General features: G+C 57.2%; 12 protein-coding genes, 1 tRNA gene and 2 pseudogenes. 6 read left to right on the plus strand and 9 right to left on the minus strand.

Going from position 1 to position 18,007, the window contains the following annotated elements:
• Positions 1–48 precede the first annotated feature (48 nt).
• The 3 genes from PI739_RS17225 to dibA form a co-directional block, all read right to left on the minus strand.
• Entirely contained in the window at positions 49–1,059 is a 1,011-nt protein-coding gene (locus PI739_RS17225; RefSeq protein WP_003435137.1) for a sulfate ABC transporter substrate-binding protein, read from the minus strand.
• Positions 1,060–1,208: 149 nt separating this feature from the next.
• Positions 1,209–1,388 carry a sulfur starvation response protein OscA gene (oscA, locus tag PI739_RS17230; protein WP_003367675.1) on the minus strand — a complete coding sequence of 60 codons (180 nt, stop codon included), beginning with the start codon at positions 1,386–1,388 and terminating at the stop codon, positions 1,209–1,211.
• A 201-nt stretch (positions 1,389–1,589) separates the two neighbouring features.
• Positions 1,590–3,509: a phosphodiesterase DibA gene (dibA, locus tag PI739_RS17235; protein WP_003435135.1), complete on the minus strand. Its 1,920-nt coding sequence runs from the start codon at positions 3,507–3,509 to the stop codon at positions 1,590–1,592.
• 153 nt (positions 3,510–3,662) lie between these two features.
• Here dibA and desA point away from each other — a divergent pair, with 153 nt between their 5' ends.
• Both desA and PI739_RS17245 read left to right on the plus strand, forming a co-directional pair.
• On the plus strand, positions 3,663–4,847 hold the full coding sequence (gene desA, locus PI739_RS17240) for a delta-9 fatty acid desaturase DesA (RefSeq protein ID WP_003367671.1): 1,185 nt from the start codon (positions 3,663–3,665) through the stop codon (positions 4,845–4,847).
• A 129-nt stretch (positions 4,848–4,976) separates the two neighbouring features.
• Entirely contained in the window at positions 4,977–5,975 is a 999-nt protein-coding gene (locus tag PI739_RS17245; protein ID WP_032609721.1) for a GGDEF domain-containing protein, read from the plus strand.
• A 772-nt stretch (positions 5,976–6,747) separates the two neighbouring features.
• Here the strand turns inward: PI739_RS17245 and PI739_RS17250 are convergent.
• The 5 genes and pseudogenes from PI739_RS17250 to PI739_RS17270 form a co-directional block, all read right to left on the minus strand.
• Positions 6,748–8,130 (minus strand): HDOD domain-containing protein, encoded by a 1,383-nt coding sequence (locus tag PI739_RS17250; protein WP_103735973.1) that lies wholly within the window; start codon positions 8,128–8,130, stop codon positions 6,748–6,750.
• 156 nt (positions 8,131–8,286) lie between these two features.
• Positions 8,287–9,567, minus strand: a complete 1,281-nt coding sequence (gabT, locus tag PI739_RS17255) for a 4-aminobutyrate--2-oxoglutarate transaminase (RefSeq protein ID WP_003435131.1) — start codon at positions 9,565–9,567, stop codon at positions 8,287–8,289.
• 179 nt (positions 9,568–9,746) lie between these two features.
• Positions 9,747–11,189 carry an NADP-dependent succinate-semialdehyde dehydrogenase gene (gene gabD / locus PI739_RS17260; RefSeq protein ID WP_074809268.1) on the minus strand — a complete coding sequence of 481 codons (1,443 nt, stop codon included), beginning with the start codon at positions 11,187–11,189 and terminating at the stop codon, positions 9,747–9,749.
• Between the two features lie 328 nt (positions 11,190–11,517).
• Positions 11,518–11,598, minus strand: a pseudogene (locus tag PI739_RS17265) (LysE family translocator); the annotation flags it as partial.
• Positions 11,599–11,643: 45 nt separating this feature from the next.
• Entirely contained in the window at positions 11,644–12,912 is a 1,269-nt protein-coding gene (locus tag PI739_RS17270) for an FAD-dependent monooxygenase (protein WP_164989670.1), read from the minus strand.
• Between the two features lie 156 nt (positions 12,913–13,068).
• On the opposite strand from PI739_RS17270, the gene PI739_RS17275 reads away from it, so the two are divergent.
• The 3 genes and pseudogenes from PI739_RS17275 (at position 13,069) to PI739_RS17285 (ending at position 15,402) form a co-directional block, all read left to right on the plus strand.
• A tRNA-Arg gene (locus PI739_RS17275) sits at positions 13,069–13,145 on the plus strand.
• A gap of 146 nt (positions 13,146–13,291) precedes the next feature.
• Positions 13,292–14,041 (plus strand): annotated as a pseudogene (locus PI739_RS17280) (chromosome segregation protein SMC).
• 446 nt (positions 14,042–14,487) lie between these two features.
• On the plus strand, positions 14,488–15,402 hold the full coding sequence (locus PI739_RS17285) for a hypothetical protein (RefSeq protein WP_240880270.1): 915 nt from the start codon (positions 14,488–14,490) through the stop codon (positions 15,400–15,402).
• Positions 15,403–15,734: 332 nt separating this feature from the next.
• On the opposite strand, the gene PI739_RS17290 is transcribed toward PI739_RS17285, so the two are convergent.
• Entirely contained in the window at positions 15,735–16,703 is a 969-nt protein-coding gene (locus PI739_RS17290; RefSeq protein WP_240880271.1) for a DUF4238 domain-containing protein, read from the minus strand.
• Positions 16,704–17,170: 467 nt separating this feature from the next.
• On the opposite strand from PI739_RS17290, the gene PI739_RS17295 reads away from it, so the two are divergent.
• The gene (locus tag PI739_RS17295) at positions 17,171–17,464 is read left to right on the plus strand and encodes a hypothetical protein (protein WP_116817890.1); all 294 of its coding nucleotides are present in this window, start codon (positions 17,171–17,173) and stop codon (positions 17,462–17,464) included.
• Positions 17,465–18,007 lie beyond the last annotated feature (543 nt).

An 18,007-nucleotide genomic window follows, 5' to 3' on the forward strand; every position in this document is an offset into this window, starting at 1 on the left:
TGTTTGGCCAAGCCTGCGATGCCGCTCGGGCGGCATCCTCATTTCGGCTTATTGCGCCTGATAAATCTGGTCGAAAACGCCGCCGTCATTGAAAAACTTCGGCTGCGCAGTTTTCCAGCCACCAAAGTCTTTGTCGATAGTCACCAGATCGAGTTTCGGGAATTGCTTCTCGTACCTGGCGGCCACTTCGGCATCACGTGGACGATAGAAGTTTTTCGCAGCAATTTCCTGACCTTCCTTGCTGTACAGGTGCTTGAGGTATTCAGTCGCGATTTCGGTGTTGCCCTTCTTCTCGGCGTTCTTGTCGACCACGGCGACAGGAGGTTCGGCAAGGATCGACAGCGAAGGTACGACGATGTCGAACTTGTCCTTGCCGCCGTCTTCTTTCAACGCCAGGAACGCTTCGTTTTCCCACGCCAGCAGCACGTCACCCTGACCGTTGTTGACGAAGGTGATGGTCGAACCGCGTGCGCCGGTATCCAGGATCGGCACGTGCTTGAACAGCGTCTGCACGTATTCCTTGGCCTTGGCTTCGTCACCGCCGCCCGCCTTCAGGCCGTAGGCCCAGGCGGCCAGGAAGTTCCAGCGCGCACCGCCGGAGGTTTTCGGGTTCGGTGTGATCACCGAGACGCCTTCCTTGGTCAGATCGCCCCAGTCCTTGATGCCTTTCGGGTTGCCCTTGCGCACCAGAAACACGATGGTCGAGGTGTACGGCGTGCTCGCGTCCGGCAGACGGGTCTGCCAGTTTTCGGGCAGCGTCTTGCCGAGCCTGGCGATTTCGTCGATATCACCGGCCAGTGCCAGGGTCACTACGTCAGCGCGCAGGCCATCAATCACGCCACGCGCCTGCTTGCCCGAGCCGCCGTGGGATTGCTTGATCTCGACCTTGTCGTCCGGATGGGATTTTTTCCAGAAATTAACGAATTCTGCGTTGTAATCCTGGTACAGCTCGCGGGTCGGATCGTAGGACACGTTGAGCAGTTCGTAATCCTTGGCGACAGCCGAGCCTGCGAAAACAGCACTGGCGAGAGCCGCCAGCGCAAAACGGCGAATGGACATAGATTGAAGCTCCTGGAAATGCTGTGTGTTGGCTTTTTTGATTTCTTGGCGCGTCAGAACGGCATTCGCACGGGCGCGTTGCTGTTTTTCAGGGGGGTATCAGGAGTCAGGATGAAACCCTCCGGTTGACCAGTCGGGTGATTGCCGCTTCAGTTCTGCTTGGCAGGGTTCTGCAAACGAAACTTTTCCTTGCGCTCGATCTGCACCACCTGTGCGTTGTGCACGGTGATTTCGACGGCACCAAAACGCAGGTCACGCAACGCACTCTGAATTTCACGCAGAATGGCTGCTTCGTCCTGACCGTCAACACTACGTAGAGATGCGCTCATTGTCTTAATCCTTGAGAAGTGAGGGGCCTGCCGTCGCGACTGGGGGCGATGGCGTATGGCGGTGAGGCAATAATAGTGAGGTGCGGATATTCTTAAAAAGACTATTTAAGAATGCAGATATAACCAAAAAGACTTTATAAGGGTGGAAGCCACTCAGGGTGCATTGCACACCCTGACCCGCGTTATCAGTGGGGGCCTGAACTAGTTGAACGCGGGCGCGTGCGTCCAGTCAATCGACTGTGCCGCCATGGGCCGGGCAAACCAGTAGCCCTGGCCCAACTCGCAACCGTTGCTTAACAGGAATGAAGCCTGACTGGCGTGTTCGATCCCCTCCGCCAGTACACGCATGCCCAGGCTCGAAGCCAGCGCGATGACCGTCCGTACAATCGCGATGTCATCCACGTCGCCCGGCAGCCCGGCCACGAAACCCTGGTCGATCTTGAGCTTCTGCACCGGCATGCTCTTGAGCCGCAGCAGCGATGAGTAGCCTGTGCCGAAGTCATCGATGGCCAGACTCAGGCCCAGTTCACGCAGGCGATGCAATTGCTTGATGGCCTGTTCAGGGTCCTCCATGACGGCACTTTCAGTGACTTCCAGCTCAAGAAATGCCGGATCGAGGCCGGTCTCGTTCAAGACCTCAGCCACTCGCCGATCGACATCACCACGACTGAACAGGCGGCTGGACACGTTGACCGCGACGGACGCAATCGAGACGCCTTCTGCCAGCCATGCCTGCATTTGCCGACAGGCAGTATTCAATACCCAGGCATCGATATCGGCGATGAGCCCGTTCTGCTCGGCGATAGGGATGAAATCGCCGGGCGAAACCATGCCACGAGTCGGGTGCTGCCAGCGCACCAGCGCTTCGACCGCGCAAATACGTCCGGTTACCAGGTCGTAAACCGGTTGGTAGAACACCCGCAATTGGTCCTGCTCGATGGCCTGGCGCAGCTCGCTGGCCAGTTGCACCCGCTGCTGGGCGTGGGCGGTCAGCTCTTCGGTGTACAGCGCAAACCCTTCGCGGCCATCGGTCTTGGCCTTGAACAGCGCCGAGTCGGCATTGCGCAACAATTGCTCGGCCGTCAGCGCGTCACCGGGAAACAGGCTGATACCGATACTGGCAGTGACGAACAACTGATGCCCGCCAATCGGGTACGGCGCTTTGAAGGCATTGATCACCTGCTGCGCGAGCGCTGCGGCATGCACCATGTGCGTACAGTTTTTGACCAGCAGCGCGAATTCGTCACCGCCCAGCCGCGAGACCGTCATACCGCTATCGGCCAGCGCATTGAGACGTTCGGCTGCCGCCTTGAGCACTTCGTCGCCGATGTTATGGCCAAGGCTGTCGTTGATGTTTCTGAAGTTGTCCAGGTCGACCACCAGCAGCGCACAGCCGCGCTTGCTGGAGCGCGCCGAGGTCAGCGCCTGGCTGATACGGTCGGTCAGCAGCAGACGATTGGGCAACTCGGTCAGCGCATCGTAATGGGCCAGTTGCGCCAGTTCCTGTTCGGAGCGCTTGATGGCCGTGATGTCGGAAAACACCGCCACAAAATGCCTGGCCTGCCCGTCTTCACCCTTGATGCAGCGGATGGTTTGCCATTGCGGATAGATCTCGCCGCTTTTGCGCCGGTTCCAGATCTCTCCGCTCCACTGCCCGGCACTCTGCAGTGAGTGATACATCTGCCGATAAAACTCGGGGCCATGACGACCGGACTTGAACTTGCTGGGGTTGAAACCCAGCACCTCGTCGGCCTGATAGCCAGTGATGTCCACAAACGCACGATTTACATGGACAATACGCCCTTCGGCATCACTGACCAGCACACCCTCACGCGTACTGTCGAACACCACCGCCGCCAGCAGCAGCCGGTCATAGTCCTGTTGTTGGCGCTCAAACAGCGCTTCGCCGCCGACGATGGCCTTCAATTTGTCACGTGCAATGAAGATCATGACGGTGCTGAGCAACGCCCAGCCGTAACCGATCATCTGTTGTCCGACGGACAGTCGAGCCGGATCCTTGACGAAAAAAGACAGCAGGGCGCTGCCTGTCGCGAACCACAGAATCGACAGCAGCCCATACAGAACGGCGGTTCGCAGCGCGTTACGGGAATAATCGGACATAAAAAACCGAGCCTTACGAAAGGTCTGGATTATAAAGCAAGAAACATCCTGCGACGCTTATCTGCAAGGGTGACTGGTTTTCTGAGCCATGTCAGTGATAATGCCGTTGCGACTTTTTTCTTCACAGGTATTTCTACGAGGGCCAAACAGCCTATGTGGTACAACGGTTTGCTCGACCTTTCCGTCTGGCAGTTAATAGCGGTCACGCTGGTCATGACCCATATAACGATCATTGGCGTTACGGTCTATCTGCACCGCTATTCAGCCCACCGCTCCCTGGAGCTCAATGCGGGTCTGAAACACTTCTTCCGCTTCTGGCTGTGGCTGACCACTGCCCAGAACACCCGCGAGTGGACAGCCATCCACCGCAAACACCACGCAAAATGCGAAACCGTCGACGACCCGCACAGCCCGGTCGTCAAGGGTCTGTCTACGGTACTGCGCAAGGGCGCAGAGCTGTACCGCGAGGAAGCGCAGAACCAGGACACCCTGCGGATCTACGGCAAGAACTGCCCGGAAGACTGGATCGAGCGCAATCTGTACTCGCGCTACAAGCTGCTGGGCATCGCTTTGATGGCGGTCATCGACGTGGCGCTGTTTGGCGCGCTCGGTATCACGGTCTGGGCCGTGCAGATGATGTGGATTCCCTTCTGGGCTGCCGGTGTGGTCAATGGGCTGGGTCATGCGGTCGGCTATCGCAACTTCGAGTGCCGCGATGCAGCCACCAATCTGGTGCCGTGGGGCATCGTGATCGGCGGCGAAGAACTGCACAACAATCACCACACCTACCCCAACTCGGCCAAGCTGTCGGTCAAGCCCTGGGAGTTCGACATGGGCTGGGCATGGATCAAAGTGTTCAGCTTCTTGGGTCTGGCCAAGGTCCAGCGGGTCGCGCCTATCGCCCATCGGGTCGAAGGCAAGGGCCATATGGACATGGACACCGCGATGGCGATCCTCAACAACCGTTTCCAGATCATGGCGCAGTACCGCAAGCTGGTCATCGCGCCGCTGGTTACTCAGGAACTCGGCAAGGCCGACGAGTCGGTGCGTCATCAGTTCCGTCGTGCCAAGCGCCTGCTGTCGCGTGAGACCAGCCTGCTCGATGACAGGCATCACCTGCGCATCCAGACCATGCTGGAACACAGCCATGCGCTGAAAGTGATCTACGAAAAACGCCTCGCGTTGCAACAGATCTGGGTCAAGACCAGCAGCAACGGTCACGACATGCTGTCGGCCATGAAAGAGTGGATTCACGAGGCCGAAGCCAGCGGCATTCAGTCCCTGCGCGAGTTCGCCGACCAGCTGAAAACCTACTCGCTACGCCCCGCACACGCCTGAACCGTTGATCGGCGCGCCATCCCCTGGCGCGCCGGTCCCGGAACTTATCCCCTCCCCGTCTATCTCATCAACTTTCCCGCCAATCGGGATAGGGCGCCTTACTGGCCGTAAACGTTTGAGATGGTTCTTATGGAAAAGCAGCCTTTCACTTCCCTACCCGGCTCACCGATCACTGATATGCCCGCAGCCGCAGAAACCCTGTTAGCCCTGATGCACGCTCAGGCAGAAGTCGCACGTCTGAGCGAGCGCGAACAATTGTTCAGCTCGTTGCTGGTGAGCGTGAACGCTGTCTTGTGGGCGTTCGACTGGGAAACCCAGCACATGATCTATGTCAGCCCGGCCTACGAGCGCATCTTCGGTCGTTCGGCGGGCCTGCTGCTGGCTGACTACAGTGAGTGGCGCGACAGCATCTACCCCGATGACCTGAACTACGCCGAGCGCAGCCTGAACGAGGTCATCGAGAAAGGCTCGATCGAGGACCGCGAGTACCGGATCATTCGTGCGGATGGCGAAGTACGCTGGCTCAGCGATAAATGCTTCGTCAGTCATCGCGCCGACGCCAGCCAGCGTCTGATCGTGGTGGGCATCGCCGAAGACATCACCGAGAAGAAGCACCTCGAGGATGAGCTGCAACGCCTGGCGACCACCGATGTGCTGACCCAGAGCAGCAACCGCCGGCACTTTTTCGAATGCGCCCAGCGCGAGTTCGAACTGGCTCGCCTCAACGGTACGCCGCTGGCGTTTTTGCTGCTGGACATCGATGACTTCAAGCTGGTGAACGACACCTACGGCCATCAGGAAGGCGATACCGTGCTGCAACGCATCGCCGAAAGCGGTCGTTCGGCATTGAGGCGTGGTGACCTGTTCGGGCGTATCGGTGGTGAAGAGTTCGCCGCAGTATTCCCCGGCTGCGCGCCGGACATGGCCATGCAGATCGCCGAGCGCCTGCAACGCGAGATCCAGCGTCAGAATTTCCAGTCCGGCGGCACCACCTTCAGCATCACCGCCAGCCAGGGCCTGACCAACCTGGGCGCGGACGACCCAAGCCTCGAAACCCTCTACGGCCGCGCCGACGCCGCGATGTATCAGGCCAAGCGCCAAGGCAAGAACCAGATCGTACTGGTCTGAAATGCCTTCTCGAATGTAGAAAGCACGACTGGCCCCTTCGCGAGCAAGGCGGATCGCCGCCCCGGTCGCCCCCGCGGGAGCACGAGGTATCTTGTGGGAGCGAGCTTGCTCGCGAAGACGGTCTTCCTGATCAGCAAATCTTCGGTGGTTGTACCGGCCCCTTCGCGAGCAAGTGCGCACACAGCATCAAGCCCTGTGGGAGTCTGCGGTGCCCTGTAGGAGCGGACTTGTCCGCGAAGAGGGAGGTACATTCCGTGAGCGCACACAGCATCAAGCCCTGTGGGAGTCTGCGGTGCCCTGTAGGAGCGGACTTGTCCGCGAAGAGGGCGGTACATTCAATGCATTGGCTGCGTTTGGAATATAGCCTTCGCGAACAAGTTCGCTCCTGCAGGAGTACGCGGTACCTTGTGGGAGCGAGCTTGCTCGCGAAGAGTCCGGTGCAGTCGATGGCTTTTCTGCGTCAGGAATACCGCCTTCGCGAACAAGCTCGCTCCTACAGGAGTACGCGGTACCTTGTGGGAGCGAGCTTGCTCGCGAAGAGTCCGGTGCAGTCCATTGCTTTTCTGCGTCAGGAATACCGCCTTCGCGAACAAGTTCGCTCCTCGAAGAGTCCGGTGCAGTCGATGGCTTTTCGGCGTCAGGAATACCGCCTTCGCGAACAAGTTCGCTCCTACGGGAGTACGCGGTATCTTGTGGGAGCGCGCACGGCATGACGCCCTGAGGGAGCGGCTAGGCGGCGATTCGCCTTGCTCGCGAAGGCGTCGGTCGGGTTTTACTTCTCGGGCGAACCCTGAACAGCGGCTGCCGGATCCTCGATTGCAGCAGGCTCTTCAGCAGGTGCCTCAGGTGCCACGTCGAGCAACCCATCTTCGACCGCCTCGGCAGCCACCTCAGTTTCGGTCGTCAGCGGCCTCAGCAAACTCGGATCCGTCACCCCCGTCAGCTTCTTGCGCAGGCGCTGCAAGTCACCGACGCTGAGCTTCAACAGTTTGGCCGACTTGGTCTTGATCAGCGTGGTGACACTTTCTTCCTCGCCCAGGCGCGCCATCTGCCCCGCCAGGTTCATTGCCAGCACTTCGCGCGTGTAGATGCCGGTGTTGTACTGATACACCGCAGCGATCAGCTCACGCAGTTCCAGCGGCAAACGCCAGCGCGTGCGCAGAGCAGAGCCGAAGGCAGCGGAATACTGTTCCAGAGACTGCCCGATCACCTGCTCATCCAGTTGGCCGCCAGCCAGCAGCCACTCCTGCAGGCAACCCAATACCGCCAGGTCACCCAGCGACTGCAACAACCCGGCGCTGAAGCAGCGCTCTGCATCCAGCTCCAGCATGCCGCCCAGAATGCGTGCGTAATCTGCCGTGCGCTGCGACAGGCTCCAAAGCTCATGGGCCTTGGCCAGCAACGCATCATTGGTCAGCACCGCCATACGCTTTTTGGCCAGGCCTGACGCGATATTGGCACCCTGCACCGGCCCGAGAATGGCCAGCGCCCCGCCCATGGTCTGGATCGGCTTGCCCAGATGCTGCGCCGCCGTATTGGCAGCTGCGATCAGTACTGCCGTGATGTGCGGATCGTTGCGCAGCTCCTGCTCCAGCAAGGCGGCGTCGATGCCGCTGGCGGTCTGGCTGAGCGTCACCGCCGTGGCGACATCGACGAACAGCGGCGCGCCATCGGCTATATCACGGCGTTTGTCGAGAAACTTGGTCAGGGTCAGGCCCGGCGTCAGCGCGGGCACCGCACCCGTAACCGGGGTGCTGCGTTCCAGCAACAGGCCTTCAAGACGCTGGCGCAAGCCTTCAGTATTCAGTGGTTTGGTCAGGTAGGCAGTCGGCGCCAGCGGCACGACCTCACGCACGCTGGCGCTGTCATTGCGATTGCTGATCAGAATGAACGGGATGGCGGGCTGACGACGCAGATTGCGCACGCCCCGCAGCAGGCTCAGGCCATCGATCCCCGGCAGCTCGCGGGCGGCGATGATCAGGTCCGGCAGGTGTTTTTTCATCCACTCGACGGCCTGTTTGCCATCGGTGCACATCTCCAGCTCGATATCCGCACGCACGTCCAACACCAGGTCGCTAAGCGTCTCGCGAACCCATGGATCAGACTCGGCTATCAGTACGCGAGGAACGGCGGGCAAAACTACAGCGGTCATCATGACTCTCCGATGTCAATGCGATCACCTTAGCCAATGCAAACGTCCGGATATACCCAAAACAGCGAAATACCCTGCTCGAACGCAAAAAAAACCCGTCGAAACGGGCTTTTTTTGTCTGTTTGGTCATAAATTAATCAATTCATGACTTCACACTTTTTACGCGATTTCAGCAAAGCATTCGTCGAGAATGGCCAGGCCGCGGTTCAGCAATTCGTCTTCGGCAGTCAACGGCACCAGCACGCGCAACACGTTGCCGTAAGTACCGCAGGACAGCAGAATCAGACCCTTGTCACGCGCCTTGGCAACCACCTGAGCCACAGCAGCGGCGTTAGGCTTGTGCGAATCGCCGTCTTCGAACAGTTCGACAGCGATCATCGCACCCAGCGCACGCACTTCACCGATAACCGGGTACTTGGCCTGCATCGCCTTGAGCGAGGTCACCAGACGTTCACCAACTGCCTTGCAGCGCTCCAGCAGGTGCTCTTCTTCGAAGATGTCCAGCACCGCCAGTGCCGCAGCACAGGCCACCGGGCTACCGGCATAGGTGCCGCCCAGACCGCCGGGTGCAATGGCGTCCATGTATTCAGCCTTGCCGCATACGCCCGCCAGCGGGAAGCCGCCTGCGATGGACTTGGCGAAAGTAGTCAGGTCAGCCGCAACGCCCATCTGCTCCATCGCGAAGAACGTGCCGGTACGACCCGCGCCGGTCTGCACTTCGTCAGCGATCAGCAGAATGCCGTGCTTGTCGCACAGCTCGCGCAGACGCAGCATGAAGGCCTTCGGCGCCACGTAGAAACCACCTTCGCCCTGAACCGGCTCAATGATGATTGCAGCGATGTCCTTGGGCTCGGCGTCGTTCTTGAAGATGCGCTCGATGCTGGCGATGGAATCGTCAACGCTCACGCCATGCAGTTCGCACGGGTACAGCGCACGGAAGATACCGCCTGGCATCAGGCCCATGCCGGCCGAGTAAGGCACGACTTTGCCGGTCAGGCCCAGGGTCATCATGGTGCGGCCGTGGTAAGCGCCGGTGAAGGCGATAACGCCCGCACGACCGGTCGCAGCACGGGCGATCTTCACGGCGTTTTCCACCGCTTCGGAACCGGTGGTCACCAGCAGGGTTTTCTTGTCGAAATCACCCGGCACTTTGGCGTTGATCTTCTCGCACAGCTCGACGTAAGGCTCGTAGGCCAGCACCTGGAAGCAGGTATGGCTCAGCTTGGTCAGCTGCTCTTGCACAGCGGCGATGATCTTCGGGTGCAGGTGACCGGTATTCAGAACGGCAATGCCGCCCGCGAAGTCGATGAATTCACGACCTTCCACGTCGGTAACGGTCGCGTTCTTCGCCGAAGCTGCGAAGATCGGGTGGATCTGACCAACGCCACGTGGGACGGCTGCATGGCGGCGTTGCATCAGGGATTCGTTAGTCTTGCTCATATATTCCTCATTCGCCGCTCATCGGTCGGCGTGGGTCAAGGATCAAGCGGACCGGATCAACTGCGGCAGCATACGATGATCGACTGCTGCAGCCTTCAGGCCACCAGGAAACTGCGGTGCAACAAAAGCCGATGACACGTCGCTCTCGCGCGCCATCGGCTGCAATACCCGAGCGTCGGTCAGACCGACAGGCAGAGGTATTTGATTTCCAGATAATCTTCGATGCCGTACTTGGAGCCTTCACGGCCCAGGCCGGACGACTTGATACCGCCGAACGGTGCCAATTCGTTGGAGATCAGGCCGGTATTGATACCCACCATGCCATATTCCAGGGCCTCGGCAACACGGAACACGCGGCTCATGTTCTGCGCGTAGAAATACGACGCCAGACCGAACTCGGTGTCGTTGGCCATCGCGATCACTTCGGCCTCGTCCTTGAAGCGGAACAGCGGGGCCAGCGGACCAAAGGTTTCTTCCCGGGCCACGGCGGCATCTTTCGACACGTTGACCAGAATGGTCGGTTCGAAGAACGAGCCTTCCAGGCTGTTGCCACCGGTCAGCACGGTTGCGCCCTTGCTGACGGCGTCGGCGATATGTTCCTTGACCTTGGCCACCGCCTTGTCGTCGATCAACGGGCCGGTGGTGACGCCTTCTTCCAGACCGTTACCGATCTTCAACTTGCCGACCGCCACCTTGAGCTTCTCGGCGAACGCGTCATACACCGCGTCCTGCACATAGATGCGGTTGGCGCACACGCAGGTCTGGCCGTTGTTGCGGTACTTGGAGATCATCGCGCCTTCGACCGCCTTGTCGAGGTCGGCATCGTCGAACACGATGAAAGGCGCGTTACCGCCCAGCTCCAGGGAAACCTTCTTGATGTCCTTGGCGCACTCGGCCATCAGCTGGCGACCAATGTCGGTCGAGCCGGTGAAGGACAGTTTGCGCACGATCGGGTTGCCGGTCAGCTCGGCACCGATATCGCCTGCGCTGCCGGTCACCACGCTGAACACACCAGCCGGGATACCCGCACGCTCGGCCAGTTCAGCCAGGGCCAGTGCCGAGAACGGCGTTTGCGACGCAGGCTTGAGCACCATGGTGCAGCCCGCCGCCAGTGCAGGACCGGCCTTGCGGGTGATCATTGCCGCCGGGAAGTTCCACGGGGTGATCGCCGCCGTCACACCAATCGGCTGCTTGAGTACGATCAGGCGCTTGTCCGGCTGGTGACCAGGGATCACATCGCCATACACGCGCTTGGCCTCTTCGGCGAACCACTCGATGAACGATGCGGCGTAGGTGATCTCGCCCTTGGCTTCGGCCAGTGGCTTGCCCTGCTCCAGTGTCATCAGCAGACCCAGATCGTCCTGGTTCTCGATCATCAGCTCGAACCAGCGGCGCAGCTTATTGCCACGCTCCTTGGCAGTCAGCGCACGCCAGGCCGGCAGCGCCTTGTCAGCCGCCTCAATCGCCCGACGCGTCTCGGCTGCGCCCATTTTTGGCACAGTGCCGAGGATCTCGTTGTTGGCAGGGTTGTTGACCTTGATCGACTGACCACCGTCCGCGTCCAGCCACTGGCCATTGATGTAGGCTTGCTGGCGGAACAGTGTGGAATCTTTGAGCTGCATGTCGGCCTCCTAAACAGCATCGCCCGAGAGGCGACGCGAACAATTGATATCGATGCACCCCATTTGGAAGCCATCGTCAGGAAAACATTCCATCGGGTTCCAGCGCTGCGCAACGCATGAAGGCAGGAAGACCGAACAAGAGCGTTTGAAATCTCAAACGAATCCTAGGCATTGCGGGGGGAAAGGACAATAGCCCGTTCGAAAAAAAGAACGGGCGTACGGAGGCGGGTGGTTTTCTGATCAGCGCCGAACCTGAACGCAAGGCAGCCGCAGTGTGATCAGGCAGCGCATAAAAGCCTTGAGCGACCACGGAGTAACCTGCGAAGGTCACGATCAACCTCAAGGCATTGCCGAACGACCCGATCATCGTCCTGGCCGGGCCGTGGCTGATCGAGTTCGACAGCGCCATGACCACCGCAGGGCCCGGCGCAGGTTTTAACCCACGCCTGTAGCGCTATCGATAATCCGGAAGCGTGAATGACTGCACCGCCGGGGTCAGCGCCCTGGCAGCACGTTTGTTGATAAAGGGCGTTGCCACCAGCCGCTGCACGGCGCGCAGGATCTTCACCCCGGTCTGACTGCGAGGATGGACCAGACGCGGAACAAGTTTCGGCACGCTCTGCGACTTTTTCACCACAGGGCGCAGGACATATTCGTACGCGGCAAGCGCCTCGGCAATGGTGTCGGTCTTGGTGAGTTCGCCCGCCAGCACATACGCCCCAATCAGCGCCAGCGAAGCGCCGACCCCACCCAGCGGCGTGACACACCACGCCGCATCGCCCAGCAGTACCACCGAGCCATTCGACCAGCGATCGATCTTCACCTGACGCAAGTCATCGAACCAGAAATCCTCCGCAGCCTCCATCCCCTCCAGCAGACGAGGCACCTCCCAGCCCGCGCCTGCAAACGACGCGCGAAGAAACGCCTTCTGCTCGGCAACACTGTTGCCGACCGTCAGATGGCTACGGCCGTGCACATTAAAGAACGCACGCGTCGTACCGCGATTGTCCGGACGAACACCCGCGCTGCGACCGCCCACCGCGTTATACCAGCGCGCGGTCTGGCTATCGGTCGGTGCCCGAGGCACGGTAAAGAACGCGCTGGCCAGGTCCATCCGGCGCGGCTGATTCTCGCCGGGGAACACCAGCTCCCGCGTGCGCGAGCCGACACCTTCAGCAATGATCAACAGATCAAAACGCTCCTCGCCACCGCCCTCGAACGTGACCGACACGCCCTCGTTATCGTGCTCGACCGAAACGATGCGATCACCAAAGCGATAGAACGCATCAGCAGACGACGCCTCATACAGCAGACGCGCAAGATCCCCGCGCAACACCTCAAGCTCAGCCGTCGGGCCGTCCCCGTCCAGACCGGCCAGATCGATGCGCGCCGCCGTGCGGTTATCCTCATCAACCCACGCAAGCCCCGTCTCGCCGGTATTGAGGCCCTTCACCGCCTGCTCAAGCCCCATCAGGCGCAAGACCTCCCGAGCCGCGCCCCGCACATCTACATTCTGCCCGCCATCGCGAAAGGCAGGCGCCTGCTCGACAACCGTGACATCACAGTCACGCTGCGCCAGCCACCAGGCCGCGGCACACCCCGCGATACTGGCCCCGGTAATAAGAACGCGGCACGGGCTGCGCTCGATGCTTTTGAACTGATTGATAAGAGGCCCTCGGTGAGAACGAACTGACGGAGTGGTATGGGGAGCATCATGCACCACCACGCAGCCGTGCCGGAAGCGCAGGTCTGATCCTTTGTGGGCGGTAATGGGTGTGGGCTGATGAAAGGCTGTCGCGGGGCGCGCTGGGTGATTTGTGTCTCGCACCGCCCGCAACTGGACGCCCCGTACCCATGTGAGTATCATGGCGCCCGCGTCGCACCAGTAGCTCAGCTGGATAGAGTACTGCCCTCCGAAGGCAGGGGTCGTGGGTTCGAATCCCGCCTGGTGCGCCATATTTTGCAGTCTGGATCTGTCTTGAGTTGTGGACAGTCCAGGAAATGCTCGAAGCCCGCCTTGTGCGGGCTTTTTTGTTTTTGGGTTTAGCAATTCTCAAGATATGTCGGCATCCACCATCCGTGAGCATTCCGACAGCCTCCTAATGGTTGGTGAGATCAGCATGTGCGATCCGCGCATCGCCGACTCGCGCAGGCACAATGCGGACCTGTTGGATCAGAAGATCAATCGCCGCGAGACCCTCATCAACAGCCATTCCCTGATGGCGGGATACGTCGAGGCCATGAACACCTGGAAAGTCGATGAGCAGGAGCTGAATGAAAAACGTTAGAGCCTCAGCACCCGTCTCGAACAGACCAAACAACAGGCCGTAGAGGACATGGCCAAAGCCCGGCAGGCCGAAACGAACGCCGCGACTGCGTATGCATAGGCCGTGGCATGGGGCGCCACCGAAGGCGAAAAGACTGCCAACGCTGATGCGCAAAAAGCCGCAAAAAACCTGGCAACCGCCGCCGAACATGATCGTCGACAAGGCCTGATCATATCCGCGCTCAAGCAGGAGCTGGCCACGGTAGATCAATACATCGTCGAAGCACAGGAAAAGCACAGAGGCATAGAGCGCGACGCCCTGTGGCTTTCTCAAACAGTGCTGGAAGAGAAATGGAACGAGGCCGCTAAGGCACTCTTCGATGTGGGCGGAAGGCTGTGGGCAAATTACAACCTGCTCGGCCTTGATCAAGTGAGCCTGTTGAAACTGGCGGTTCCGCAGGAAGGTGAAACCGTCGGGAACTGGACGTGGCATGAACTATCCGACCGGGCGCGGAACTACGGCGCGCAGGATCTGCTCCAGCTCAACGACATTTCGATAACTCAACAGGCTGCACTCGTGAGCTAACTGGAGGAACGAACGGATGAAAGCAATGAACAACGCGTCGCTGATGTCGTCGATGGGTGGCTGAAACAATAAAGCCGCTTCACCTGAAAAAGGGCCCAGACGGGCCCTTTTTGGTGTAGACGCTTTACTGGAAATACACAGTATTTCTAGCCCATCGCATCAAGATAATGCATCCATAGGATGCGCGGCTCTCTACCTATCTAGTCACAGTCTGCTCTCGACCAATAGCGATCGCTCGAAATGGTCGTCTGTAGCTTCCGCTTACAAAGGGCCGGCCAAAACCTACGTCTAAAAACTTTCCCTGATTCAGGTGCACCGCACCTTACGACCACCCTGATATTTTCTTAGAATACCGGATCAGAAAAAAAGGCTGGGGCTTCCCCAGCTTGCGTTTTGGCCTTATATTGATTTAAGTTTATGCACATAAAAAACTCAAGGCATATTTAATGATTTTAAATACTCCCACATCCGAAGATTTTTATAAAACAGGCAAAGAGCTACTATCATTTGCGTGGGATATTGTTGCCAAACTTCTTGTCAACCTGAATGAGGCGGAACAATATGGCATTGACCCGTCGGAAGTTTCCGAAGAATATTGGAGTCTTTCTCAAAGGCATCTAGCTACGGCACTTACGATTACTCAACAAGGCGTTGAATTTTTAATAAAGGGGCGGATATGCACCATTTCTCCGTACATATTGATTTCTGACTCACCATCAAAATGGCCATCGCCATATTGTGGGCCACTAGACTTCAGTACTTTTCGCACAATTGATGCGCAGGACTTAATTAAAGTCCACGATACTTTTTCAGGCACGCCATTTGAAGGAGGATTCGTAGACGCTTTTAACAGCTTGAGGGAGAAGCGCAACACGATAATGCACTCTGTAAGCAAATCATTAGAGGTTACATTCAATGACATACTAAGCTCGCTACTTTTTATGCATAAAACCCTCTTTCCCAATGACTCCTGGGCAAGGCTACGATTTGAGTCATTAACGAATTCGCCCTCAACTGAATTGGGTAGCAGCGATTTTATTACGAACGAAGCCTGCATAGAACTGTTTTACATAATTGAGGCGCTGGGGCCCGCACAAGTCAAAGAATATTTCAAAATCGACAAGAAAAAACGAGCATATTATTGCCCCCACTGCCACGACGAAGCAAGCAATGACTATGGGGATACTGAACCAAAACTTGCCCGACTTAGTACACCTGGGGCTGCTTGCAACACTCTTTATTGCCCGGTATGTGATGATGAGTACGAAGTAGAAAGAACTGAGTGCGAAAAAGAGTATGATGCAGATTGTCTAGGTAACGTCATAAGCAGTTATGGAACGTGCATGACGTGTGGGCATTAAGCCGGACAAAAGCACGGGCCGATATCCGTGTGTCGCTACCGTCAGCTCTGGGCCTATCTTTGCCGGGGACGAAAGACTGATGTGCGCCATGAGGTACGTCCGGCAATACCGAGGAATGTCCCCCTAAGCATACGCAATCCGCGCAGAGCTAAGAGCTAAGGATGGGAGCAAAAAAGAAAAGCCCTGCCCACTGTAGGTTTCTACATAGGTATAAAAAGCCGGCTCAATAGGCGTGTACTTATTAGAAGCATCTCTCTGCCTTAAACATAATATGTGCAGCTAAAAAATCTATAACGCGCAAAAAAGCCGTTCTTACATCGCTGACTTAGATTTTATTTCCATCTTGATTTTTTGCGACGACTACCAAAATCGAACGAGTGAAGTAGAGTATCTGAACTATTAATCATTACAGAGTTTGATACGTGAACTGGCGAAACGTCAGAAAATCCCGCTATCAACTCCGCCTGAGACGCTGAATTTGAAATAACCGCCTCATAGGCAAATCTACAAGTCTGCGCATTGACATACTCTACCCATTTGTCAGAACTCGTATCAGTATGCACTAAACCATAACGAAGAAAATTTTCTCTATATTCCGAGGCACCTACCAACAAAATTTTCGGGCTGATTGGAAACTGCACTAATATAGGGCTGACAGGGTTAATCATATACGGCTTCTGTTGAGGAAACGGTAGCGAAGAGTCAAACCAAACCACCGGATTGTCACTTGTTAAAAAAGGCCTACTTGTATTGTTGTGAAAAACGACCCAGCCAACACTATCGATAATTTGACCGATACCTTTTATGATGGAAACCATCGCGTGGATACTTTGGTGCGGATCTATAGATATTTGCATTTCATCTATTAAATTCTCGTTTCCCTTTGGTAGAACTGGCAACTTACCATCTCGATACATCTTTTTCGCCATACTTTTAACCGTTGCAGCTAATACGAGTTCGACAGCGTCTCGGCAAGCGGGGACTCGAGCGCGTTGCAGAGCCATAAAATTGAACAGAGATTCAAGGCTATCATTAATATCCTCTCGTATCTCGAGTCTCTTCACTATCGGTGACCATCCCCCTTCAATCTCGCAGAAAAAATCTTCTAATTTATTATTGTCTGTGCCTCCATCTGGCTTAGGCTGTGAATAATAATACCCTTGAAATTGAGTGGCATCCGGTATCACTGACAAGGGTTGCCCGTTGCCATCTTTACGATAGACAAGCACGCGTCCTGCGTCATTGCAGAAAGAACTCATGTACGTTTTAGGAATGAAGTGGTGCCGCTTTTTCTGATTCATTCTGAAAACTGCCTAGCGTCCAAAATTTAATTTAACACATCAACTATGCAGAGTATCGCATTTCTATTGCATCGTCCGCCTGCTTCTGGCGGTGGCCGTTAGCTCCCGCTCACGATTAGCGTAATTGGCCAAAAGAAGGTCTTTCTGCTGGTAAACCACCATGGGAGGCGAATTGGCCCGCGTCATGTCTTGAGAACGACTGATTAAAAGGAAGATAATTTTAATATATATCAAGTAGTTAGAGGTTTTCTTGTTACCTGGCGTATTGATGGAAACCTTGCCTCGCAAGAGCTGGGTACTGCTTATTACGTGGCCTTAGTATGGGCGTTCTCGGCAGACCTAGCTGCGAGCTTGAAATATCTTAACGTGTGAAAGTGCCCTCACCTTATGCTGAGTGTGCTAACAATGAGCCACTACCGGAGGGGTAGTTTGCCAATGTAACGACAGCCGATGAAAGGACCTGAATCATGATGATTACCCGTGAATACCACCCCGTAGCAAGTGTGCCCCAAGCATTGCCTGTGACGGTAACGGTGGCCGTCAACTTCGTGCAGTTTGATTCGCGCAACCCGAGCATGAGCATGCGTGCGTCGTTCGCCCAGGTTCGCATAGAGTCCGACACCTTTGCCGGTCAGCCAGTGTGGAAGGTGACCGGTGAAGCCTCTAAGGATCAGTGGTGGCATGTAACGCTTAATAAAGAGGATGGCCCTGAGCTGGCCGGACTGATCGCTCAGGCTCGCACGGCGGCACACGGCCTCTAGAAAGGAACCCGGCCGCGCCATGCTGGAGCGGCCTACACAGCAGCAGGGAGCAATACCGATGCAGATAAGCGATGCAGTTGAAGTGCTTGAAGTTCGCAGCCAGAGCGAAGCAAACGCCAAGCTTAAGCAGGGCTGGGGGCTACTGGCCGCTCTCCCTGGGGCTACCGGCGGTAACAGTAGTACTTACGTGATCTATGTGCTGGGTAAGCCTAAGGCCCAAGCCTAAGGCCGGTCCGCTGGAGGGCTCCGAGTTGGGCAAACACGTCACCGAAGGCTAGACCACTTCCGATAACGGGACATTCGTTAAATGCCTCCCCACAGAAAAGCTGCCTTGGCGGGCTTTTCTGCGCCTGCTGGACGCCAGAGGGTAGAGGGCTGGCATATCACGGATACGGCCGGTCGCGTGGTCGTTCACGCGCCTGCTCAACTTATGGAGGTGTGGCATGAGGGCGAATATGTATTTTTGACGCCCACTAATAAGCACCGACTGGCTGCATTCGACCCATAGCGGTCGTGCTCGGTGGACCGCAGGTAGTCTAAGAG

The organism is Pseudomonas cerasi (assembly GCF_027983475.1).
Classification (GTDB): Bacteria; Pseudomonadota; Gammaproteobacteria; order Pseudomonadales; family Pseudomonadaceae; genus Aquipseudomonas; species Aquipseudomonas cerasi.

Bases quoted from the DNA above. Each gene is read 5' to 3' on its own strand.
- PI739_RS17290 (WP_240880271.1), bottom strand. From the start codon at position 16,703: ATGAATCAGAAAAAGCGGCACCACTTCATTCCTAAAACGTACATGAGT.
- PI739_RS17295 (WP_116817890.1), top strand. From the start codon at position 17,171: ATGATGATTACCCGTGAATACCACCCCGTAGCAAGTGTGCCCCAAGCA.
- PI739_RS17250 (WP_103735973.1), bottom strand. From the start codon at position 8,130: ATGATGACCGCTGTAGTTTTGCCCGCCGTTCCTCGCGTACTGATAGCC.
- desA (WP_003367671.1), top strand. From the start codon at position 3,663: ATGTGGTACAACGGTTTGCTCGACCTTTCCGTCTGGCAGTTAATAGCG.
- dibA (WP_003435135.1), bottom strand. From the start codon at position 3,509: ATGTCCGATTATTCCCGTAACGCGCTGCGAACCGCCGTTCTGTATGGG.
- PI739_RS17285 (WP_240880270.1), top strand. From the start codon at position 14,488: ATGATTTTAAATACTCCCACATCCGAAGATTTTTATAAAACAGGCAAA.
- PI739_RS17225 (WP_003435137.1), bottom strand. From the start codon at position 1,059: ATGTCCATTCGCCGTTTTGCGCTGGCGGCTCTCGCCAGTGCTGTTTTC.
- oscA (WP_003367675.1), bottom strand. From the start codon at position 1,388: ATGAGCGCATCTCTACGTAGTGTTGACGGTCAGGACGAAGCAGCCATT.
- PI739_RS17245 (WP_032609721.1), top strand. From the start codon at position 4,977: ATGGAAAAGCAGCCTTTCACTTCCCTACCCGGCTCACCGATCACTGAT.
- gabT (WP_003435131.1), bottom strand. From the start codon at position 9,567: ATGAGCAAGACTAACGAATCCCTGATGCAACGCCGCCATGCAGCCGTC.
- gabD (WP_074809268.1), bottom strand. From the start codon at position 11,189: ATGCAGCTCAAAGATTCCACACTGTTCCGCCAGCAAGCCTACATCAAT.